The organism is Amycolatopsis sp. WAC 01416 (assembly GCF_003947485.1).
GTDB lineage: Bacteria > Actinomycetota > Actinomycetes > Mycobacteriales > Pseudonocardiaceae > Amycolatopsis.
Genome location: NZ_QHHX01000016.1, coordinates 125,045 through 143,788, shown reverse-complemented (window position 1 = coordinate 143,788; position 18,744 = coordinate 125,045). Strand labels below are relative to the sequence as shown.

15 protein-coding genes are annotated in these 18,744 nt (G+C 68.9%); 7 read left to right on the top strand and 8 right to left on the bottom strand.

Annotation, left to right across the window (positions count from 1 at the left end):
• Nucleotides 1-4: 4 nt before the first annotated feature.
• Both DL990_RS39565 and DL990_RS39560 read right to left on the bottom strand, forming a co-directional pair.
• Nucleotides 5-1,741: an alpha/beta hydrolase gene (locus DL990_RS39565; RefSeq protein ID WP_125801734.1), complete on the bottom strand. Its 1,737-nt coding sequence runs from the start codon at nt 1,739-1,741 to the stop codon at nt 5-7.
• The gene (locus DL990_RS39560; protein ID WP_125801733.1) at nt 1,741-2,058 is read right to left on the bottom strand and encodes a hypothetical protein; all 318 of its coding nucleotides are present in this window, start codon (nt 2,056-2,058) and stop codon (nt 1,741-1,743) included. The genes DL990_RS39565 and DL990_RS39560 overlap by 1 nt, the downstream gene beginning before the upstream one ends.
• Before the next feature lie 311 nt (nt 2,059-2,369).
• Between DL990_RS39560 and DL990_RS39555 the strand changes: the two genes are divergently transcribed.
• The 3 genes from DL990_RS39555 to DL990_RS39545 are packed head-to-tail and all read left to right on the top strand — an operon-like array spanning nt 2,370 to nt 6,196.
• Nucleotides 2,370-3,185 (top strand): ABC transporter ATP-binding protein, encoded by an 816-nt coding sequence (locus tag DL990_RS39555; RefSeq protein ID WP_125801732.1) that lies wholly within the window; start codon nt 2,370-2,372, stop codon nt 3,183-3,185.
• Between the two features lie 18 nt (nt 3,186-3,203).
• Nucleotides 3,204-4,181, top strand: a complete 978-nt coding sequence (locus DL990_RS39550) for an iron-siderophore ABC transporter substrate-binding protein (RefSeq protein ID WP_125801731.1) — start codon at nt 3,204-3,206, stop codon at nt 4,179-4,181.
• Nucleotides 4,181-6,196, top strand: coding sequence for an iron ABC transporter permease (locus DL990_RS39545; protein ID WP_125788231.1), 2,016 nt, complete (start codon nt 4,181-4,183; stop codon nt 6,194-6,196). Before DL990_RS39550 ends, DL990_RS39545 begins: the two co-directional genes overlap by 1 nt.
• A 57-nt stretch (nt 6,197-6,253) precedes the next feature.
• Here the strand turns inward: DL990_RS39545 and htpG are convergent, their stop codons facing one another.
• Genes htpG through DL990_RS39530 form a run of 3 tightly spaced genes read right to left on the bottom strand, consistent with a single transcriptional unit; the run spans nt 6,254 to nt 11,025 of the window.
• Nucleotides 6,254-8,119, bottom strand: coding sequence for a molecular chaperone HtpG (htpG, locus tag DL990_RS39540; protein WP_125788232.1), 1,866 nt, complete (start codon nt 8,117-8,119; stop codon nt 6,254-6,256).
• 29 nt (nt 8,120-8,148) lie between these two features.
• Nucleotides 8,149-9,735: an alkaline phosphatase D family protein gene (locus DL990_RS39535; RefSeq protein WP_125801730.1), complete on the bottom strand. Its 1,587-nt coding sequence runs from the start codon at nt 9,733-9,735 to the stop codon at nt 8,149-8,151.
• Nucleotides 9,736-9,786: 51 nt separating this feature from the next.
• Nucleotides 9,787-11,025: a YncE family protein gene (locus DL990_RS39530; RefSeq protein ID WP_125788234.1), complete on the bottom strand. Its 1,239-nt coding sequence runs from the start codon at nt 11,023-11,025 to the stop codon at nt 9,787-9,789.
• A gap of 145 nt (nt 11,026-11,170) precedes the next feature.
• Between DL990_RS39530 and DL990_RS39525 the strand changes: the two genes are divergently transcribed.
• Together DL990_RS39525 and DL990_RS39520 are read left to right on the top strand one after the other, a co-directional pair.
• Complete coding sequence (locus tag DL990_RS39525) at nt 11,171-12,310, top strand: helix-turn-helix domain-containing protein (protein ID WP_125801729.1); 1,140 nt, start codon at nt 11,171-11,173, stop codon at nt 12,308-12,310.
• A 62-nt stretch (nt 12,311-12,372) separates the two neighbouring features.
• Entirely contained in the window at nt 12,373-14,034 is a 1,662-nt protein-coding gene (locus tag DL990_RS39520) for a sulfatase (protein ID WP_125801728.1), read from the top strand.
• A gap of 14 nt (nt 14,035-14,048) precedes the next feature.
• Here the strand turns inward: DL990_RS39520 and DL990_RS39515 are convergent, their stop codons facing one another.
• A complete protein-coding gene (locus DL990_RS39515) occupies nt 14,049-15,011 on the bottom strand; it encodes a YafY family protein (RefSeq protein ID WP_125788237.1) in 963 nt (320 codons plus the stop codon).
• 61 nt (nt 15,012-15,072) lie between these two features.
• Here DL990_RS39515 and DL990_RS39510 point away from each other — a divergent pair, with 61 nt between their 5' ends.
• Nucleotides 15,073-16,230, top strand: coding sequence for an epoxide hydrolase family protein (locus DL990_RS39510; RefSeq protein ID WP_125801727.1), 1,158 nt, complete (start codon nt 15,073-15,075; stop codon nt 16,228-16,230).
• Nucleotides 16,231-16,514: 284 nt separating this feature from the next.
• Here the strand turns inward: DL990_RS39510 and DL990_RS39505 are convergent, their stop codons facing one another.
• Nucleotides 16,515-16,874 carry an arsenate reductase family protein gene (locus DL990_RS39505; protein ID WP_125788239.1) on the bottom strand — a complete coding sequence of 120 codons (360 nt, stop codon included), beginning with the start codon at nt 16,872-16,874 and terminating at the stop codon, nt 16,515-16,517.
• 90 nt (nt 16,875-16,964) lie between these two features.
• On the opposite strand from DL990_RS39505, the gene DL990_RS39500 reads away from it, so the two are divergent.
• Nucleotides 16,965-17,534 (top strand): YdeI family protein, encoded by a 570-nt coding sequence (locus tag DL990_RS39500; protein WP_125788240.1) that lies wholly within the window; start codon nt 16,965-16,967, stop codon nt 17,532-17,534.
• A gap of 1 nt (nt 17,535) precedes the next feature.
• On the opposite strand, the gene DL990_RS39495 is transcribed toward DL990_RS39500, so the two are convergent.
• Nucleotides 17,536-18,741, bottom strand: a complete 1,206-nt coding sequence (locus DL990_RS39495; protein ID WP_125788241.1) for a PP2C family protein-serine/threonine phosphatase — start codon at nt 18,739-18,741, stop codon at nt 17,536-17,538.
• Nucleotides 18,742-18,744: the final 3 nt, after the last annotated feature.

The window sequence follows — 18,744 nt, the reverse complement described above, 5'->3', positions numbered from 1 at the left end:
GGGCTTACTTGGAGATGGTCAGGTCAGGGCGGCCGGCGACGACGGCCGCCATGTTGTACTTGCTGGTGCTGTCGGTGCCATCCGGAGTGGTCAGCGTGTATTCGCTGTGGCCTGAAGATGCGACAAGCGGCCGACCGTCCAGCAGTGATGTCGCATCGTGGGTCGCGAGCTGCTTCATCCCCTCCATGCTGCCCGGATCTTCTCCGAACCGTCCGTGAGTGATGGTGCCGACGTCCGCCACCGGGTCGCCATCGGCCTCGAGCGTGTAGGCGTGGCCTTCCGGAATGTGCAGTTGCTCGATCGAGCGGCCGGCGATGCCGTCGCCATACGGCTGGTCGGAGACACCAGGTGAGCCGAAGAAAACCGCGTCGTCGACGCCCGTGTCCTGATGCAACGCGATGCCGGTGGTCAGCGATCCATACGAGTGGCCGAGAGCCGTGAGGTGCGGGTCATCCGGCCGGGACATGTTGATCCCTTGGTCGAAACGGGCGAGCTTCTCGGCACCGTCCTGTGCCGACCCACCGCCGATGACGTCGACGTAGTCGCCGAGCTTGTCAGTCCTGGGCGGCTCGTAGCCGAGCCAGGTCACCGTCGCCACCGACTTACCAGAGAGGTCACCGACCATCCGGCTGGCGCTCTCCCTGACGGTCTGCATGTCGTTGACATAGCCGTCGAGGTTCTTCTCCACTGCGGAGTTCATCCCTGGAGTGAACACGGCGACATGCTTGGCGTTGTCGACATCGCCGTTGGCCACCGCGGCCTTCACCTTGTCGCCGGTCATGTCGAGCGACATCAGCTGACGGTTCGGCAGCGGCTTGCCATCGGGGCCGATAACGAGGCCGTCGATCTTGTCGAGGGCGGCCAGCCGCTCATCGAGTTTGCCGAGCTGTTCTTGGTATTTGTGCACGCTCGGGACATCCCGGCTCAGATCCGCGGGCGCGTGGCGCATGAGCTCGGTGCGCTCGTCGACCAGGTGCTGCTTCTCGTCCGCCAGAAGCTCGATGTTCGCCTTGCTTCTGGCCCATGCCGCCACGCCGTCCCGGTTGCCGACCAACCCCGGAAGGTCCTTGACGAGGCGTTCCTGCTGCTGTTTCGACAGTGAGTCCCACCAGGCGGCGTTGGCCGCAGGGCCGGCATCGACCGGTGGCGGGGCGGGGATGGAAAGGGAACCAAGGGCTTCGCCGGCATTCCCGGCTGCGGCCAGGCTGGTTCCCTCGCCACTGGCATCGATCGTGTGCCCGTTGATCGCCGGGTCGAGCACCGCGCAGAAGTCGTTGTCGACGTCCTCGGCGGAAAGCAACGTCTGCTTCACGCGTTCACCGAGCTCCGAGGCAACGATCTTGCGCTCCCGCTCGACGTCTTCGCGCTGGTCTTTCGGGGTATCAGGCGGCAGGCCGTGGTCGGCGATCGCGCCATCGGCTCCGATCGAGAAATTGTGCGCTCGTGCCAGCTCCTCGGCTTCCTCGAAACCGGCCAGCACGCCGGTCGCGGCATCCGACACATCGCCACTGGCTCGACGAATCGCGGCAATCTCGGCCGCCCACTCTTTACCTTCTTCGATGAGGCGCCGCGAAGCGTCAGCCGCCGCGGTGGCCGCGTCACCTGACCAGCCGCTCGGCATCGCGGCACCCGCGAAATCCTCGGAACAGGCGAGCAAGTGCAGATACTTGCCGTTGAGCGCCGCCGACATATCCGACAGCACGGCCGGATTCCAGCGTCGAAGATCTCCCCAGGACACCATCAGCCGGCCTTCGGCCCGCCGTGGGATACCGTCACTCGCAGGTCATGCTGGGCGGCTGCCTCGTTGCGGCGGTAGTTCGCCGCGGCCGCACACAGGTCGCGGGAATACGCCTCCCATGCCCCGGCCCAACGCTGGCCTTTCCCCGCCCACGCCGACTTCAAGGCGGCTAACTTGCCCACCGATCGCGTACCGGGAAGCCCGGCATCACCCGCCGGAATGACACCGGCGGTGTCAAGCCCGCGGGCATCGTCGACCAACCGTCCGGCGGCCTTGCTCGCCTGATCGATCTCCTCGAGTACGGCCTCATATCCAGCCATCTGTCACACCCTCCCCAAGGCGACTTGTGCTGTCATGGTGACCATACGGCAACAGTCGGTCACTGTGAACCACATCTGCCCAGGTCAAGGAGGGCTACTCAAGATCCGCCGCGTAGATCTACGCAGTGCCGTGAAGATCCCTGCGACCCGCCAGCCACAGATGCGAATTCCTGCGCGAAGAGCTGAAGAGGCCTTTCGCCTCATGCCATGCGACGAAAGCGTCCTTCAGCTCCGGTAACCGGACAATCACCCCGCGCTCTGTGTCGCTCGTGACATGGGTACCGACCTCGCCTTAGGTTAGGCTGCCCTTCATGTCTACGGAAGACGCGCTGCTCACCGGCCATGACCTGGTGCTCGCGCACCAAGAGCGGGCCGTGGTGGACGGCGTGTCGCTGTCGCTGCGGGCCGGCACCGTGACCGCGCTGGTCGGGCCGAACGGGTCCGGCAAGTCGACGCTCCTGCGTTCGCTGGCGCGGTTGCACAAGCCGCGCGAGGGCAGCGTCCGGCTCGGGGAACGCACCGTCTGGGGCGGGCACGCGTTGTCCGGCAAGGAGTTCGCCCGCAAGGTCACGTTGCTGACCCAGCACCGGCCCACGCCGAGCGGGGTCTCGGTGCGCGACGTCGTCTCCTACGGCCGGTATCCGTACCGGTCGGGCTGGCGCGGGGTCGACGTCGACGGCGCCGCCGCGATCCGCCGCGCGATGGAGCTGACCGGTGTGACGCCGATGGCCGAACGCGGCGTCGACGAACTGTCCGGCGGCGAACTGCAGCGGGTCTGGCTCGCGTCCTGTCTCGCCCAGCAGACCTCCGTGCTGCTGCTCGACGAGCCCACCAACCATCTCGACCTGCGCTATCAGGTCGAGATCCTCGACGTCGTCCGCGATCTCGCCAACGAAGGCGTCGCGGTCGGCGTGGTGCTGCACGATCTCGACCACGCGGCGGTCATCGCCGACGAGGTCGTGCTGCTGAGCGAGGGAACCATCGTGGCCACGGGTGACATCGGGCAGGTGCTCACCTCCGAGCACCTTTCCCGGGCCTACGGCGTCACCGTCCACGTCGCGAACGACCCGGTGACGGGCGCGATCCACTGCAGGCCACTCGGGCGGCATTCGCCCAGGCCCGCCTGAGAAAATCCAGGAAGAACCATGCGTTTGCGAACCCCTGCCGTCCTCGTCACGGCGACGGCCCTGCTGCTGTCCGCCTGCGGCACCACCGAGAACACCGCGGCCGCGCCGAGCGACACCGCCGCCGCGAGCGGACCGGTCACGGTGACCGACGCGCGCGGAAAGGCCGTCAACCTCAAGGCCCCGGCCAAGCGGGTCGTCGCGCTCGAGTGGGGCGAGGCCGAGATGGTCGCGTCGCTCGGGGTCATGCCGGTCGGCGCCGCGGACGTCGCGGGCTACAACGTGTGGGACAAGGCCGCCCCGCTGACCGCCGAGGTCAAGGACGTCGGCAAGCGCAACGAGCCCAGCGTCGACGCGATCGTCGGGCTGAACCCCGACGTCGTCATCATGGCCGAGGAGCGCGACTCGACGCTGGTGCCGCAGATCGAGAAGTACGTGCCGGTCGTGGTCACCAAGGCCAGCGACGCGAGCCGCAACTTCGACCGCCTGCGCGAGGACTTCAAGCTGATCGCGAAGACGGTCGGCAAGGAGTCCGAAGCGGACAAGCAACTGTCCGAAATGGACGCCAAGCTCGCCGAGGGCAAGAAGGCCGTCGAGGCCAAGGGCTCCGCGGGCACCCCGTTCCTCATGGCCGACGGCTACCTCGAAGGCAGCACCGTCAGCATCCGCCCGTTCGGCAAGGGCTCGCTGGTCTCCGACACCGCCGAGGCCGTCGGCCTGAAGAACGCCTGGACCGGCAAGGTCGACCCGCAGTGGGGTCTCGGCCAGACCGACGTCGAAGGGCTGACCGCGCTCACCGACCCGAAGACCGTGCTGTTCTACAGCGCGGCCGAAGAGGACGTCTTCACCACCGGGCTCGCGCAGAACGCCGTCTACCAGCGACTGCCGTTCGTGGTGTCGAAGAAGATCCACAAGCTGGAGGCCGGGACTTGGACCTTCGGCGGGCCGAAGTCGATCATCATGACCGCCGACCAGATCGTGAAGGCAGTCACGGCCTGATGCGTGCCCGCACCATCGCGGTGTCGGCGGGACTGGTGGCGCTCATCGTCGTCCTCGCCGGCATCCACCTGACCCAGGGCACCTCGGCGTCCGGGCCGCTGGACGTGGTGAAGGCGATCTTCGGCCATGGCGACGCGCAGACCCTCGCGGTACTGGAGGGTTCGCGCGTCCCCCGGCTGCTCGCCGCGTTGCTGCTCGGGGTCGCGCTCGGTGTCGCGGGCGCGGGAATGCAGTCCGTGGCACGGAATCCGCTCGCCTCGCCCGACACGCTCGCGGTCAACGCGGGAGCGCATTTCGCCGTGGTGGCCATTTCCGCGTTCGGGCTTTCGCTGCCACTCATCCCGGTCGGCGGGGCGGCGTTCGCGGGCGGGCTCGCCGCGGCCGTCATCGTGCTGGGCCTGGCGGGCGGCGGTTCGGCGAGTCCGCGGCTGGTGCTCGTCGGCTCGGCGGTGCTGCTGGCGCTCCAGTCGGTGACCATCCTGATGCTGCTCATGTTCGAGCAGGAGACGTCCGGGCTGTTCGCCTGGGGCAGCGGTTCGCTCACCGTTTCCGATCTGCGGGCGACCGCCCAGATGACGCCGATCGTGGTGATCGCCGTGGTGGCGCTCATCGCGATGGGCCGCAAACTCGACGTCCTCGCCCTCGGCGACGACAACGCGACCGTGCTCGGCCTGCGGGTCCGCCGGACCAGGGTGGGCGCGGTCGTGCTGACCGTCGCGCTGACCGCGGCGGCGGTGACCGTCGCCGGACCGGTCGGGTTCGTCGGGCTGAGCGCGCCGGTGATCACGCGGCTGCTGTTGCCGATCGCCAAGCACCGCGCGCTGCTGCCGGTGTCCGGGCTGGTCGGCGTGGTGACGGTGCTCGGCGCCGACGTCGTCCTGCGGGCGATCATGGGTTCGGCCGCCGCCGTGCGGGTGCCGACCGGTGTGGTGACCACGATCGTCGGCGCCGTCGTGATGGTGTGGCTGGCGCGGCGCGGGCGGGGCAGCGGCTCACGTCGTCCGGCTCCGGCAGGACGCGTCGGGGTCGCCGGATCGACCCGGCGCCTCGTGGCCATTTCCGTCGTCCTGGTGGTGCTGCTCGCCGTCATCCCGCTGGTGGGCCTGATGCTGGGCGACCGCATGGTGCTGCTCGGCGACCTCGCGAACTGGGTCACCGGCAACACCGGCACCGCGCTGACCTTCGTGCTGGACCAACGACTTCCGCGGGTGCTGGCCGCGCTGCTCGCCGGTGCCGCGCTGGCGGTTTCGGGCTGCGGGATCCAGTCGGTCAGTCGCAACCCGCTCGCCGAACCCGGTCTGCTCGGCATCACCGCGGGCGCCGGACTCGGCGCGATCACGCTGATCACCATCGTCCCCACGGTCGGCGCCTGGTCGATCGCCGGAGCCGCCGGTGTCGGCGCGGCCGTCGTGTTCGTGCTGGTCTACGGGCTGGCTTGGCGGTCGGGGCTCGATTCGGACCGGCTGGTGATCATCGGCATCGCGGTCTGGTCGGCCGGGATGGCGCTGATCACGCTGCTGATCGTGGTCTCCGACCCGTGGAACTCGGCCAAGGCGCTGACCTGGCTTTCGGGGTCGACCTACGGCCGCACGCTGGAACAGGTCGCGCCCGTGGCGCTGGCGCTCCTCGCGCTGACGCCGTTGTTGTGGATCAAGCACCGCGAGCTGGACCTGCACGCCCTCGACGAGGACACCCCGCGCGTGCTCGGGATGCGCATCGAACGATCGCGGCTGATCGTGCTGGCCGCCTCCGGGATCCTGGCGGCCACCGCCGTGTCCGCGATCGGTGTGGTCGCGTTCGTCGGGCTGGTCGCGCCGCATCTGGCGCGTTCGCTCGTCGGCGGACGGCACGGCCGGGTGCTCCCGGTGGCCGCGGCGCTCGGCGCGCTGCTGGTGAGCGTCGCGGACACCGTCGGACGGACGGTCATCGCACCCGCCCAGATCCCGGCGGGCCTGGTCATCGCGATGGTCGGGACGCCGTACTTCGTGCTGGTGCTCTGGCGGACCCGGCCGTAGAAGTCCGTGAAGGACTCCTTGAGGGACTCTGGGTCCCTCAAGGAGTCCTTCACGGAACTACAGGGTCTTCTGGAGGTGGGTGGCCAGCAGCTTCGTGAAGCGGGCGGGGTCGCCCAGTTCGCCGCCTTCGGCCAGCAGAGCCATGCCGTACAGCAGCTCCGCGGTCTCCGCGAGGCCTTCGGATTCGCCCTTCTCGGCGAACGAGGACCGCAGCCCGGTGACCAGCGGGTGGCCCGGGTTGAGTTCCAGGATCCGCTTGATCTGCGGCATTTCCTGGCCCATCGCGCGGTACATCTTCTCCAGCGTCGGGGTGACGTCGTTCGTGTCGCCGACGATGCAGGCGGGCGACGTCGTCAGCCGCGACGAGAGCCGGACCTCCTTGACCTGCTCGGAGAGGGTCTTCGTGAGCCAGGTCAGGAGTCCGGAGAACTCCTCCTTCTGCTCGTCGGTGGTGTCGGAGTCGAGTTCGACCTCGCCCTTCGCGACCGACTGGAACTGCTTCTCCTCGAAGCCCGGGACCGCGTCGACCCACATCTCGTCGATCGGGTCGGTGAGCACGAGCACCTCGTATCCCTTGGCCTGGAAGGCTTCCAGGTGCGGGGAGTTCTCGATGCTCTGCCGCGACTCGCCGGTCAGGTAGTAGATGTGCTCCTGGCCGTCCTTCATCCGCTCGACGTAGTCACGCAGCGACGTCGGCTTCTCCGGATCGTTCGTCGACGCGAAGGAGCAGATGTCGAGGATCGCGGTGCGGTTCTCGTGGTCGTCCAGCAGGCCTTCCTTGACGGCGCGGCCGAACTCCTTCCAGAACGTCTCGTACTTGTAGGGGTTCTCGTCGGCCATCAGGGTCTTGACCGTCGAGAGCACCTTCTTGACCAGGCGACGGCGGATCAGCTGGATCTGCCGGTCCTGCTGCAGGATCTCGCGCGAGACGTTGAGCGAGAGGTCCTGCGCGTCGACGACGCCCTTCACGAAGCGCAGGTACTCCGGCATCAGCGCTTCGCAGTCGTCCATGATGAAGACGCGCTTCACGTACAGCTGGACGCCGCGTTTGCGTTCCCGCATGAACAGGTCGAGCGGCGCGTGCCCCGGCAGGAACAGCAGCGCCTGGTACTCGAAGGTGCCCTCGGCCTGGAGCCGGATCGTCTCCAGCGGGTCGTTCCAGTCGTGCGCGACGTGCTTGTAGAACTCGTTGTATTCGTCTTCGGTGACGTCGCTGGACGAGCGGGCCCACAGCGCCTTCATCGAGTTGACCGTGACGACCTCTTCGCCCTCGGTCATCCGGATCGGCCAGGTGATGAAGTCCGAGTACTTCTTGACGATCTGCTTGATCTTCGTGGCCGAGGTGTAGTCGAAGAGCTGGTCTTCGGCGTCCTCGGGCTTGAGGTGCAGGACGACCGACGTGCCCTGCGGCAGGTCCGGGACCGTCTCGATGGTGTACGTGCCTTCGCCCTCGGACTCCCATCGGACGCCTTCGTCCGATCCCGCGCGGCGCGTCAGCAGCGTGACCTTGTCGGCCACCATGAAGCTGGCGTAGAACCCGATGCCGAATTGGCCGATCAGGTCCTGCGAGGCCGCGGAATCCTTGGTCTCCTTCAGTTTCTTCAGGAATTCGGCGGTGCCGGATTTCGCGATCGTGCCGATCAGCGCCACGACGTCGTCCCGGCTCATCCCGATTCCGTTGTCCCGCACGGTCAGCGTGCGGTTTTCGAGGTCGGTCGCGATCTCGATGTGGAGATCGTCGGTTTCCGCCTGGAGGTCCTTGTCGCGGAACGCTTCGAGGCGGAGTTTGTCCAGTGCGTCGGAGGCGTTGGACACCAGTTCCCGCAGGAACGTGTCCTTGTTCGAGTAGATCGAGTGGATCATCAGCTGAAGCAGCTGACGTGCCTCCGACTGGAACTCGAGTGTTTCGGCAGAGGTTGTCACGCGGCAATATTACCGAGCGCGTGGGCGGGTCAAGCCAGCCTCTGCCTGGCCACCTCGATCAGCCCGTCACCGGTGGCCTGTTCGATCGTCGTGACGGCGGACCGGCCGGCGGTCTCGACCGTGGCGACCACGTTGCCGAAATGCGGTCCCGACGTCTTCCTCCAGTCGAGCGGCAGGGGGCCGACACCGCCCCGCGCCGCCCACCGGCGCGCGAGCGTGGCCAGCGAGGCCGACCAAGTGGCCCCGAACGCGAGCCGGAGCGGCCTCGGCATCGCGTTGTGCACCGGCGAGCAGGTCAGCTGGTACACCGCCGACGTCACCGGCTCGGGGTAGCACGCCTCGGCGATGTAGGCGTGATGGACGTCGCCGGAGAGCACCGCGATGGTGGCGGGCGGATCCTCCCGGCGCCCCTCACGCGCGATCATGGCGGCGAGTCTGTCGAACGACGCGCGGAACGACGCCCAGTGTTCGAGGTCCGCGGCCTGGCGGATCTTCTCCGCGAACCTGCCCCGGAGGCCGCCTCGCGCGCAGGCCCGTTCGTTGAGCGACTGGAGATGGGACACGACCGGCGGCAACAGCCACGGCAGCGACGACCCGATGAGCAGGTGGTCGCAGGCGTCGGCGGCGTTGTTTTCGATCCAGTCGAACTCGTCGTCGTCCACCATGCACCGGGCGCCGCCCGCCAGGATCCGGCCCGCCCGGCTGTCGATGACCAGCAGCCGCACCTTGCCGAAGTCGCGGCGGTAACTCCATCGCGCGCCCTTGGTGCCGTCGCGGTCGTCGTCGGCCTCGTCGGCGAACGCGACGAGCAGGCCGGCATTGTCACCGCCGGAGGTGACGGCCTTCCGGAACGTCGGGTCCTCGGCGAGTTCGGCCGGGCCGAGGTTCCCGAGATGCTGGTAGACCCAGTACGACATGATCGCCCCGCGCAGGCGCTCCCGCCACCACGGCCGCGCGCGCATCTGCTGCCGCCATGTATGCGAGGTGTTCCAGTCGTCGCGGACGTCGTGGTCGTCGAAGATCATCGACGTGGGCACGGTGGAGAGCAGCCAGCGGATCGCCGGCTCGCCCCAGGCTTCGAGGTAGAGGTGCGTGTACTCCTCGAAGTCCGTCACCTCGGTCCCGGGCGGCTTCGAGATGTCACGACGCCGGGAGAGCCATTCCTGCGTCTCGTCGGTGGTTTCGTCGGCGTAGACCTGATCGCCCAGCATCAGCAACGCCTGCGGCCACTCGGTTTCCTCGCCGTCGGCCATCCGGCGGGCGTACGCGACCAGTGCGTCCGGGCCGAAGGTGTCACCGTCGTGCGGTTTGCGGCAGGAGCCGAACACGAGCCGGACCCGGGACTCGTTCTCGGGCAGGGTCCGGATGCGGCTGGGCGGGAACCCGGAATCCGGCAGAGGCCAGGCCTTTTCGCCGTCCACACGCACCTCGTACTCGGTGCTGGTGCCCGGTTCGAGCCCGGTCAGCACGAGCAGGGCGTAGTGGTGACCCCGGATCTCGAACGTCCTCGCGGTCGTGCCGAGGACTTCGACCTCACTCGCGGTGCCGGTCTCGACCCACACCGTCGCCGACGTCTCGTCGACGTGGCGCAGCAGCGGACCCAGGCGCAGGCTCATTCCTGAAACGGTGCCACAGTGGAGCCAAGATCGTGCGCTGAGCGGCGAAGACTACCGGCCCGCGGGCCCCGTCCAGCCCTCCGGAACGTGCCCGATCCGGATGCGCTGCGGGTGGTCGCCGACCGGGACGGACTTGACCTTCGCGCCGGTGGCGAAGTCGATCGCGGTCACCTGGTCCGATCCGCTTTCCGAGATGACGCAATGCTTTCCGTCACCGCTCACCGTCGCCCAGTACGGCTTCGCGGCCGTCACGAGCTGTGCCTCCCGCAGGCTCGCACGGTCCACAATGGTCGCGTAGTCGTCCATCGTCCCGGCGACGCACAGCTTGTCTCCCGCCGGGCTCATCGACAGCCCGTGGTGACGCGAGTCGTTGACCCAGGTCGTGCGGTCCTCGCTGGTGTTCGGGTTCTTCGGCAGCGTCTTGGACCGCGTGATCCGGTCGGTGGCGACGTCGTATTCGAGCAGGCCGTTGAAGAAGGAGACCTGGAAGTACAGCTTCGACTCGTCGGGGGTGAACGCCACCGGCCGGACGGCGTCGGACAGATCACTGCGCCCGAAGGCGTCCAGACGCTGGCGCATGTCGATCACCTTGACCTGCTGGAAGGTCTTCGCGTCGACCACGGTGAGCTTCCGGTCACCCTTGGTGAAGTCCTGCCACGGCGCGTCGAGCGCGGTGTTCACCTCGCCGATCGAGCTGTTCCAGAGGTACCGCCCGCCGTCGGTGTAGGTGTTCTCGTGCGGTTTGTCGCCGGTCTTGAACGAGCCGAGCTGCTTGCCGGTCTCGATGTCCAGCACGTGGACGGTGTTCGACGTCGAGGCCGACACCGCGATGCTGCGGCCGTCCGGCGACACCGCCATGTGGTCGGACCGGAACCCGGACACCGGGAACCGCCAGTTGACGCGGCCGGTGGCGAGGTCGATCGACACGACGTCGGCGAAGCTCGGGCGGGAAGCGACGACCGAGCGGCCGTCCGGGGTCGTGTAGAGGTCGTCGACGAGCTGGTCGTGCCCCTCGCCGACGCCGTTGCGGATACCGAGGAAGAACGCGAGCTTGATCGGGTTCAGGTAGATCTCGGTGAGCCGCTCCTCCTTGTCCGGCACCATGTTGACGCGCGCGATCTTGGCGTAGTCACCGGAAGGCCGGATGACGTCCGCGGTCCCCTCCCAGTTGTTGCCCACGAACAGGACCTGCCGCAGGGCCGCGCTCGCGCCGGCGACGGGCACCGAGCCCAGCGCCGCGACGGCGAGGCAGGTCACGAGGACGGTGTTCAGCAACCGGCGTTTCCGCATCGGGCGCACCTTTCGGCGAGGGCCTGTTACCTTTCGGTAGCTCACAGGAAACCAACCGGCCGGACACCCTCGGTAGGGGCCGGTCGCCAAGGACCGCCGGCTTCGTTGTGCACCGGGCACAATCCCGCGCGGGAAGGCGGTGGCGATGGCGCACCGGTCGCTCCACGGCGTGCTGACCGCGATGGCGGCCGACGCCGACGTCGTCGACGAAGTGGTCCGCGCCGCCCGCACGGAATCGCCGGAAGTGGCGCGGTTGCCGGTGGACGAGAACCGGCGGCACGTCGCGATCGTGCTCGCCGCCGGTCTCGCCTCCTTCGACCGGCCGGGTGGGGCCGGGGAGCAGGACTACGCCGCGGCCGCCGTCCTCGGTGCGGACCGGGCCGCGCAGGGTGTGCCGCTCGCCGCACTGCTTCGCGGGGTGCAGGCGGGCCGCAGCCGCGCGGTCGAGATCGCCGTCGAACGCGGCAAGGCGGCAGGCGTTCCGGACGACGTCATGCTGGCGGCGCTGGTGGACTTCGACCGGAACACCCGCGCGCTCGAACGCCAGGTGATCGCCGGTTACCACGAAGCCGAACTCGAACTCTCCCGGACGGTCCACGACAACCGGGCCCGGCTGCTGCGGCGGCTGCTGAGCGGGGACACGACGCCGCCTTCGGCCGAAGAGGTCGCGAACACCGGGCTGAACCCGGGCGGCCGCTTCCACTGCCTGCTCTCCGACGTCGGAGATCCGTACCAGGCCATGGTCGTCGAGCGACGGCTCGGCGCGACGGGTGGCGTCTTCGGCCTGGTCGAGGGACGGCTGACCGGGCTGGCGCCGCGGCTGCCCACCGCGTCGGCGCTCGGGGACGACGTCCTCATGGTGGTCTCCCCCGCCGTCCCGCTCGCCGAGGTCCGCGCGATGCACGCGCTGTGCGTGATGGCGCTGCCGACGGCCGCGCGCTCCCGCGGTCTGCACGCGGTGGCCGACCTGGCCGTGGAGACCGCGCTCGCCGCCCAGCCCGCGTTCGCCGCGCTGCTCGAAGGCACCCTGTTGAACGCCCTGACGCCAGGCGATCCCTTCCACGAGCAACTCGTCTCCACGGCGCTGGCCTACCTCGACCACGGGCGAAGGCTCGACCAGACGGCCGCCGCGCTGCACGTCCACGCGAACACCGTCAGGTACCGGCTTTCCCGGCTCGGCGAGATCACCGGAACGTCGCTCGACCCGCCGGAAGACGACGGCGGCACGCATGTGCGGCACACCGTCGGCTGGTGGTGGGCGCTGCGCACCTGGCGCTCGGGCTGAACCGCCGGGGTCCGCCATCCGTGTAACCCGATGAAGGCAGTCCACCCCGGAAGGAACCCGCCTTGTCGGTTTTCCCGCGTCCCGCCCTGGTCGGCCTGCCCGGCGACCGGACGACAGCCCGCGAAATCGCGTCCAGCGCGGCGACGACCGCGTCGACGGTGCTCGTGCTGTTGGCCCTGCTCGCGCCGAAGGACCTCGATGGGCTGGCGCCGGCGGCGTTCGTGCGGCTGCCGGTGGAGGCGCTGCTCGGGGTGGCGGTCGTGCTCATGCTGCGCGACGGCGCGAGGCGGATCGTCGCGGTGTCCGCCGGCGCGGTCCTCGGGGTGTTGACGGTGGTCAAGGCCATCGACATCGGCTTCGGGCTCGCGCTGAACCGGCGGTTCGACCCGGTGTTCGACTGGGGTGTGCTCGGCAACGGCGTCGATCTGCTCGGCACGTCGATCGGCCAGGCGGGCGCGATCGCGTCGTTCGCCGGGCTGACGCTGCTGGCCGTGGTCGTGATCGTGCTGATGGCGCTCGCCGTCCTGCGGCTGAGCCGGGTGGTGGCCGGGCGGCGCACCACGTCGACCAGGGTGACGGCCGTGCTCAGCGTGATTTGGATGGTGTGCGCGGTCTCGGGCGCGCAACTCGCTCCGGGGCAGCCGCTCGCGTCGCGCAGCGCGGTCGCCTTCGCCTACGAAGACCTCCGCCAGGTGCGGGCCGGTATCCGCGACCGGGATGCCTTCGCCGAGGAAGTCGCCGTCGACGCCTTCCGGGACACGCCGCCTTCCGGGCTGCTGAACGCGTTGCGCGGTAAGGACGTCCTGTTCACCTTCGTCGAGAGCTACGGGCGGGTGGCCGTCCAGGACTCCGATATCGCACCCAAGGTCGACGCGGCTCTCGACGCGGGGACCGCGCGGCTGAAGAACGCCGGATACGGCTCGCGCAGCGCGTTCCTGACGTCGCCGACGACGAGCGCGGGAAGCTGGCTGGCGCACTCGACGTTCCAATCCGGCGTCTGGGTCGACAGTCAGCATCGCTACGACGACTTCGTGAAGACCGACCGGTTCACCCTCGGCGGCGCGTTCAAACGCGCGGGCTGGGAGACCGTCGGCGTCGTCCCGGCGCATACCGAGGACTGGCCGGACGGCAAGGTCTACGGCTACGACCGCTACTACGACTCCCGCGGAATCGGCTATCGCGGCCCGCCGTTCTCCTACGCCACGATGCCGGACCAGTTCACGCTTTCGGCTTTCCAGCGCGCCGAACGCGCGAGGCCGGACCGGCCGCCGCTGATGGCGGAGATCGATCTGGTCACCAGTCACTGGCCATGGACGCCGCTCCCCCGGATGGTCGACTGGACCGCCGTCGGCGACGGGTCGATCTACAATCCCATGCCCTCCCAAGGGAAAACGCCCGAAGAGGTGTTCACCGACCCGGCCAAGGTGCGCGACGCGTACGGCGACTCGATCGTTTATTCGCTGAACTCGCTCATCTCGTATGTGGAGACGTACGGCGACGACGACCTCGTGCTCGTCTTCCTCGGCGACCACCAGCCGAATCCGATCGTCGCCGGCGCGGGCGCGGATCGCGACGTGCCCGTCACCGTGGTCACGCGGGACAAGGCCGTGCTCGACAAGATCACCGGATGGAACTGGCAAGCGGGCCTGAACCCGGACCGGAACGCGCCGGTCTGGCGAATGGACGCGTTCCGAGACCGCTTCCTGACCACTTTCGCCCACTGAAGCCCCGCAATTCGTCACCTACTTGCGGTCGCGTCGCGGTACCGGTCGGCCAATTCCCGCAAGTAGGTGACCAATTGCGGGGGGTCGGTGACCCGGAACGGGAGATTGAGCAGTCCTAAGTGGACGGCCATCGTCTCGATGCTGTCCGCGCCGGTGTGCAGCACGCACGTGTTCGCGTCGACGGCCTCGACCGTGCCGACGGCCGGGTTGATCCGCGCGGTCACCTCTTCGGCGGACGCGTGCACGGTGACGTCCGCCCGGTATCGCCACGCGGCGGACGAGACACCGCGCCGCACCCGGTCCGTGACATCCTCGGGCAGCTCACGCGCGGTGAACCGCGGACCCGTCGGGACGCGCGGCGTCAGCCTGTCGACGCGGAAAGTGCGCCAGTCGCCGCGGTCGAGGTCCCACGCCACCAGGTACCAGCGACGGCCCCAGTTCACGAGACGATAGGGCTCGACCTTCCGGACGCTTTCCGAACCGTCGTGGGCGCGGTAGCCGAACCGCAGGACCTCGCGATCCCGGCAGCAGGCCGTCAGCACGGTGAGGGTCTCGGCGGCGACGCGCGGGCCGGGCTCGTCCCTCGGCACCGGGATCGTGTACGCCTGCAAGGCGTTCACGCGGCGCCGCAACCGCGACGGCAGCACCTGCTCGAGTTTCGCGAGCGCGCGCAACGACGTCTCCTCCACGCCCGCGATGGTGCCGCCCGCCGCGGTGCGCAGGCCGATCGCGACCGCGACCGCCTCCTCGTCGTCCAGCAGCAACGGCGGCAGCTCGGCACCCGCGCCGAGCCGGTAGCCGCCGACCGAACCACGGGTCGCGTTCACCGGATAGCCGAGCGCGCGCAGTCGCTCGACGTCGTTGCGGATCGTCCTGGCGCTGACCTCCAGGCGTTCCGCCAGTTCGGTGCCGGTCCAGTCGCGGGGGGTCTGCAGGAGGGAGAGCAGACGCAGCAGTCTTGCCGAGGTTTCCAACATTTCTTCAGGCTGCTCCTCCATTAGGAACGGGATGTTCCTAATGGCACTCTACCTTGGTCTTATGAACGAGAACACGGAGATCAAGCCCTTCCGCATCGACGTCCCGCAGGCCGAGCTGGACGACCTGGCCGACCGCCTTGCCCGCGTCCGCTGGGCGAACGAACTGCCCGCCGACCAGGTGACCGACGGGGTTCAGCGCGGACCGGTCACGCCGGGCTGGGAGTACGGCGTGCCGCTGGAGTACGTGCGGCGTCTGGTCGCGTACTGGCGCGAGGGCTACGACTGGCGTAAGTGGGAGGCGAAGCTCAACGAGTACCCGCAGTTCACCACCGAGATCGACGGGCAGAACATCCACTTCTTGCACGTCCGCTCGCCGGAGCCGGACGCGACGCCGCTGATCCTCACGCACGGCTGGCCGAACTCGGTCTTCGAATACCTCGACCTGATCGACCGGCTGACCGACCCGCGCTCGAACGGTGGCGATCCGGCCGACGCGTTCCACGTCGTGATCCCGTCGCTGCCCGGGTTCGGCTTCTCCGGCCCGACGCGGGAGAAGGGCTGGAACCGGTACCGCACGGCTCAGGCTTGGGCCGAGCTGATGCGCCGTCTCGGCTACGAGCGCTACGGCACGCACGGCAACGACGCCGGTTCGTTCGTCGCCCCCGAGGTCGGCCGCGCCGCCACCGAGCACGTGATCGGCGTGCACGTCACGCAGCTGTTCTCGTTCCCCAGCGGCGATCCGGCGGAGTTCGAGGGCATGACCGAACAGGAACTGGAGTACCTGCAGTTCCTGCAGCACTTCAACGACAACATGTCCGGCTACGCGAAACTTCAGGAAAGCGCCCCGCAGAACCTCGCGCACGCGCTGGCCGACTCGCCGACCGGGCAGCTGGCCTGGAGCGCGCAACTGCTGGCGGGCACGAGCGACGACCACGTGCTCACCAACGCCACCCTGTACTGGCTCACCAACACCGCGGCCTCGGCGGCGCGGTTCTACTACGAGGACAAGCACGCCGAGCACCCCAGCGAGCCGACGACCGCGCCGACCGGCCTCGCGAGTTTCGCCTACGACTTCCGGCCGCTGCGGCGCTTCGCCGAGCGGGACCACGCGAACATCGTTTCGTGGCAGGAATTCGACCGCGGCAGCCACTGGGCGACCCAGGACGCGCCGGACCTCCTGCTCGGCGACATCCGGGACTTCTTCCGCAAGCTGGCGTGAGTGGCGGGTCAGGTGGGTCGTGAGTGGCGATTCGGGTCTGGCGGACCGGTATTTGCCTACCCACTGGTGCCGGTGTTACGGCAGGGGCCGGGCGTGGAGGATTGGGGACGTTGAGTGTCCCCATCCTCCGTTGATCAAGATCCGGGGCCGGCATGACGTCGTGACGATGTAGGAATCGGGACACTCAACGTCCCAATTCCTACATCGTCAAGCCTCTCGGCCTGGTCCAGCGTAGGTAGGCAAATACCGGTCCGCCCTAACCCGAATCGCCACTCACGAGGCGGTCAGCCGGGCAGCACCGCCCGAACGGCTTCCGGGGTCCGCCCCACCACGGTCGTGCCGTCGTCGGCGGTGATGATCGGCCGCTGAATCAGCTTCGGATGGGTGACCAGTGCGTCGATCCACCGGTCGCGGTCGGCGGGGGTGCGTCCCCAGGTCTTCAGTTCGAGTTCCTTCGCGATCGGCTCGGCGGTGCGGGTGATGTCCCACGGTTCGAGCCCGAGCCGCTTGAGGACGGCCTTCAGTTCCTTCGCCGTCGGCGGCTCCTCGAGGTACTTCCGCACCGTGTATTCGGCCCCCGCGTCGTCGAGCATCGACACCGCCGAACGGCATTTGGAGCACGCCGGGTTCACCCAGATCTCCATCCGAGACCGCCTCCCTTCGAAAAGTGCTCAGTCGGTGAGCACTTTGCTTCCGATGATGGTCACAGACGTTACGGCGAAAGGAACCCGGTCATGGACGAGACCACCTTCAGTGCCGCCGACCCCGCCGAGTGGCGCGCGTGGCTGGCCGAGAACGCAGGGACCGAGAAGGAGGTCTGGCTGGTCATCCGGCACAAGGGCAGCGGCGTCCCCAGCGTCCGGATCGAAGAGGCGATGGAGCAGGCCTTGTGCTTCGGCTGGATCGACGGGCTGCACCGTAAGCACGACGCCACGAGTTCGCGGCTGCGGTTCACCCCGCGCAATCCCCGGAGTTCGTGGAGCCGGGTCAACCGTGAACGGGCCGCCCGCCTGATCGCCGAGGGCCTGATGACCGAACGCGGACAGGCGATGATCGACCTGGCCAAGGAGAAGGGCCGCTGGCAGGTCGTGCCGGACGGCGACGGCGTCCCCGAAGACCTGAGTGCCCGGCTCGAAGCCGACGAGGCGGCCCGCGCCCATTTCGAGAAGTTCCCGCCGTCGTCGAAAAGGCTGATCCTGGAGTGGATCCTGACCGCGAAGAAGCCGGAAACGCGGGAACGGCGGATCGCCAGGACCGTCGAGCTCGCGGCCGTGAACGTCCGCGCCAATCACCCGGTCCGGTGACTCAGTTCGGTTCGCGCCGGGCGACGAGGAGGGCGATGTCGTCCTGCGCGGGCGTCGTGCCGACGAGCGCGGCCATCACCCGCGCACACACCACGCCGGGCTGTTCGGCGGTGACCACGTCGGCGAGCCGCCGCAGGCCGACGTCGATCAGGTGATCCCTGCGCTCCACGAGACCGTCGGTGTAGAAGGCGATCACACCGCCGGGCGGCAGCTCGAGCTCCGCGGTGCGTCGCGGCGGCCCGGTGACGCCGATCGGCGGATCGACCGGGACATCGACGAACGCCGAGGGCCCGCCGGGGGTCGCGAGTACCGGCGGCAGGTGCCCGGCCAGCGAGACCGCGAACTTGTCCCGCGAAGCCGACACCAGCCCGTACACGACGGTGGCCAGCGCGCCCGGCTCGAAATGCTGGACCTTGCGGTCCAATTTGGACAGAACCTCGGCCGGATCGTCCGATTCGAGCGCGTAGGCGCGAAGCGCGCTGCGCAGCCGTCCCATGATCACGGCGGCATTGAGACCGTGCCCGGCGACGTCGCCCATCACGATGCCGAGGCGGTCGCCCGGCAACGCGAACAGGTCGTACCAGTCGCCGCCGACCCCGGGCTCGGTACCCGGCACGTACCGCGCGGCGAACTTCATCCCGGAGACGGCGGGCAGCCGCGCCGGCAGCAGGCTCCGCTGGAGCGCCGCCGCGGCCGCCCGGTCGGCGGTGGAGTTCTCGATCCGCAACGCGAGCGCGAGCCGCCCGGCCACCAGCCGCAGTAGTTCGATATCGGTCTCGTCGAATTCGCGCGGCGTCACGGAACCGACGTGCAGCACGCCGATCAGCTCGTCCTCGGCCAGCATCGGCACCCCGAGCAGGGCGCGCAGCCCGCGTTCCCACAGGAGCGCGTTGACCACGGTGGTCTCGTCGACGTGGTCGAGGATCACCGGACGCCGTTCCGCGGCCACCCGGCCGGCGAAGCCCGCCCCGACGGCGACCCGGACGTCCTGATAGACCTCCTCCTCGATGCCCGAAGCGGCGACGGCGTGCAGCAACTGCGCGTCCGGGTCGTGCCGGAGCACCGTGGCCGTGTCGACGCCGAGGACCTCGCGAACCCGCGCGAGGAGGGTGGCCATCACCTTTTCCTGGTCGAGGTGACCCAAGGTCGTATCGGTGATGGCTTCGAGCACCTGGAGTCGATCGTCGGTCGTCGGGGTCCCGGACATGCG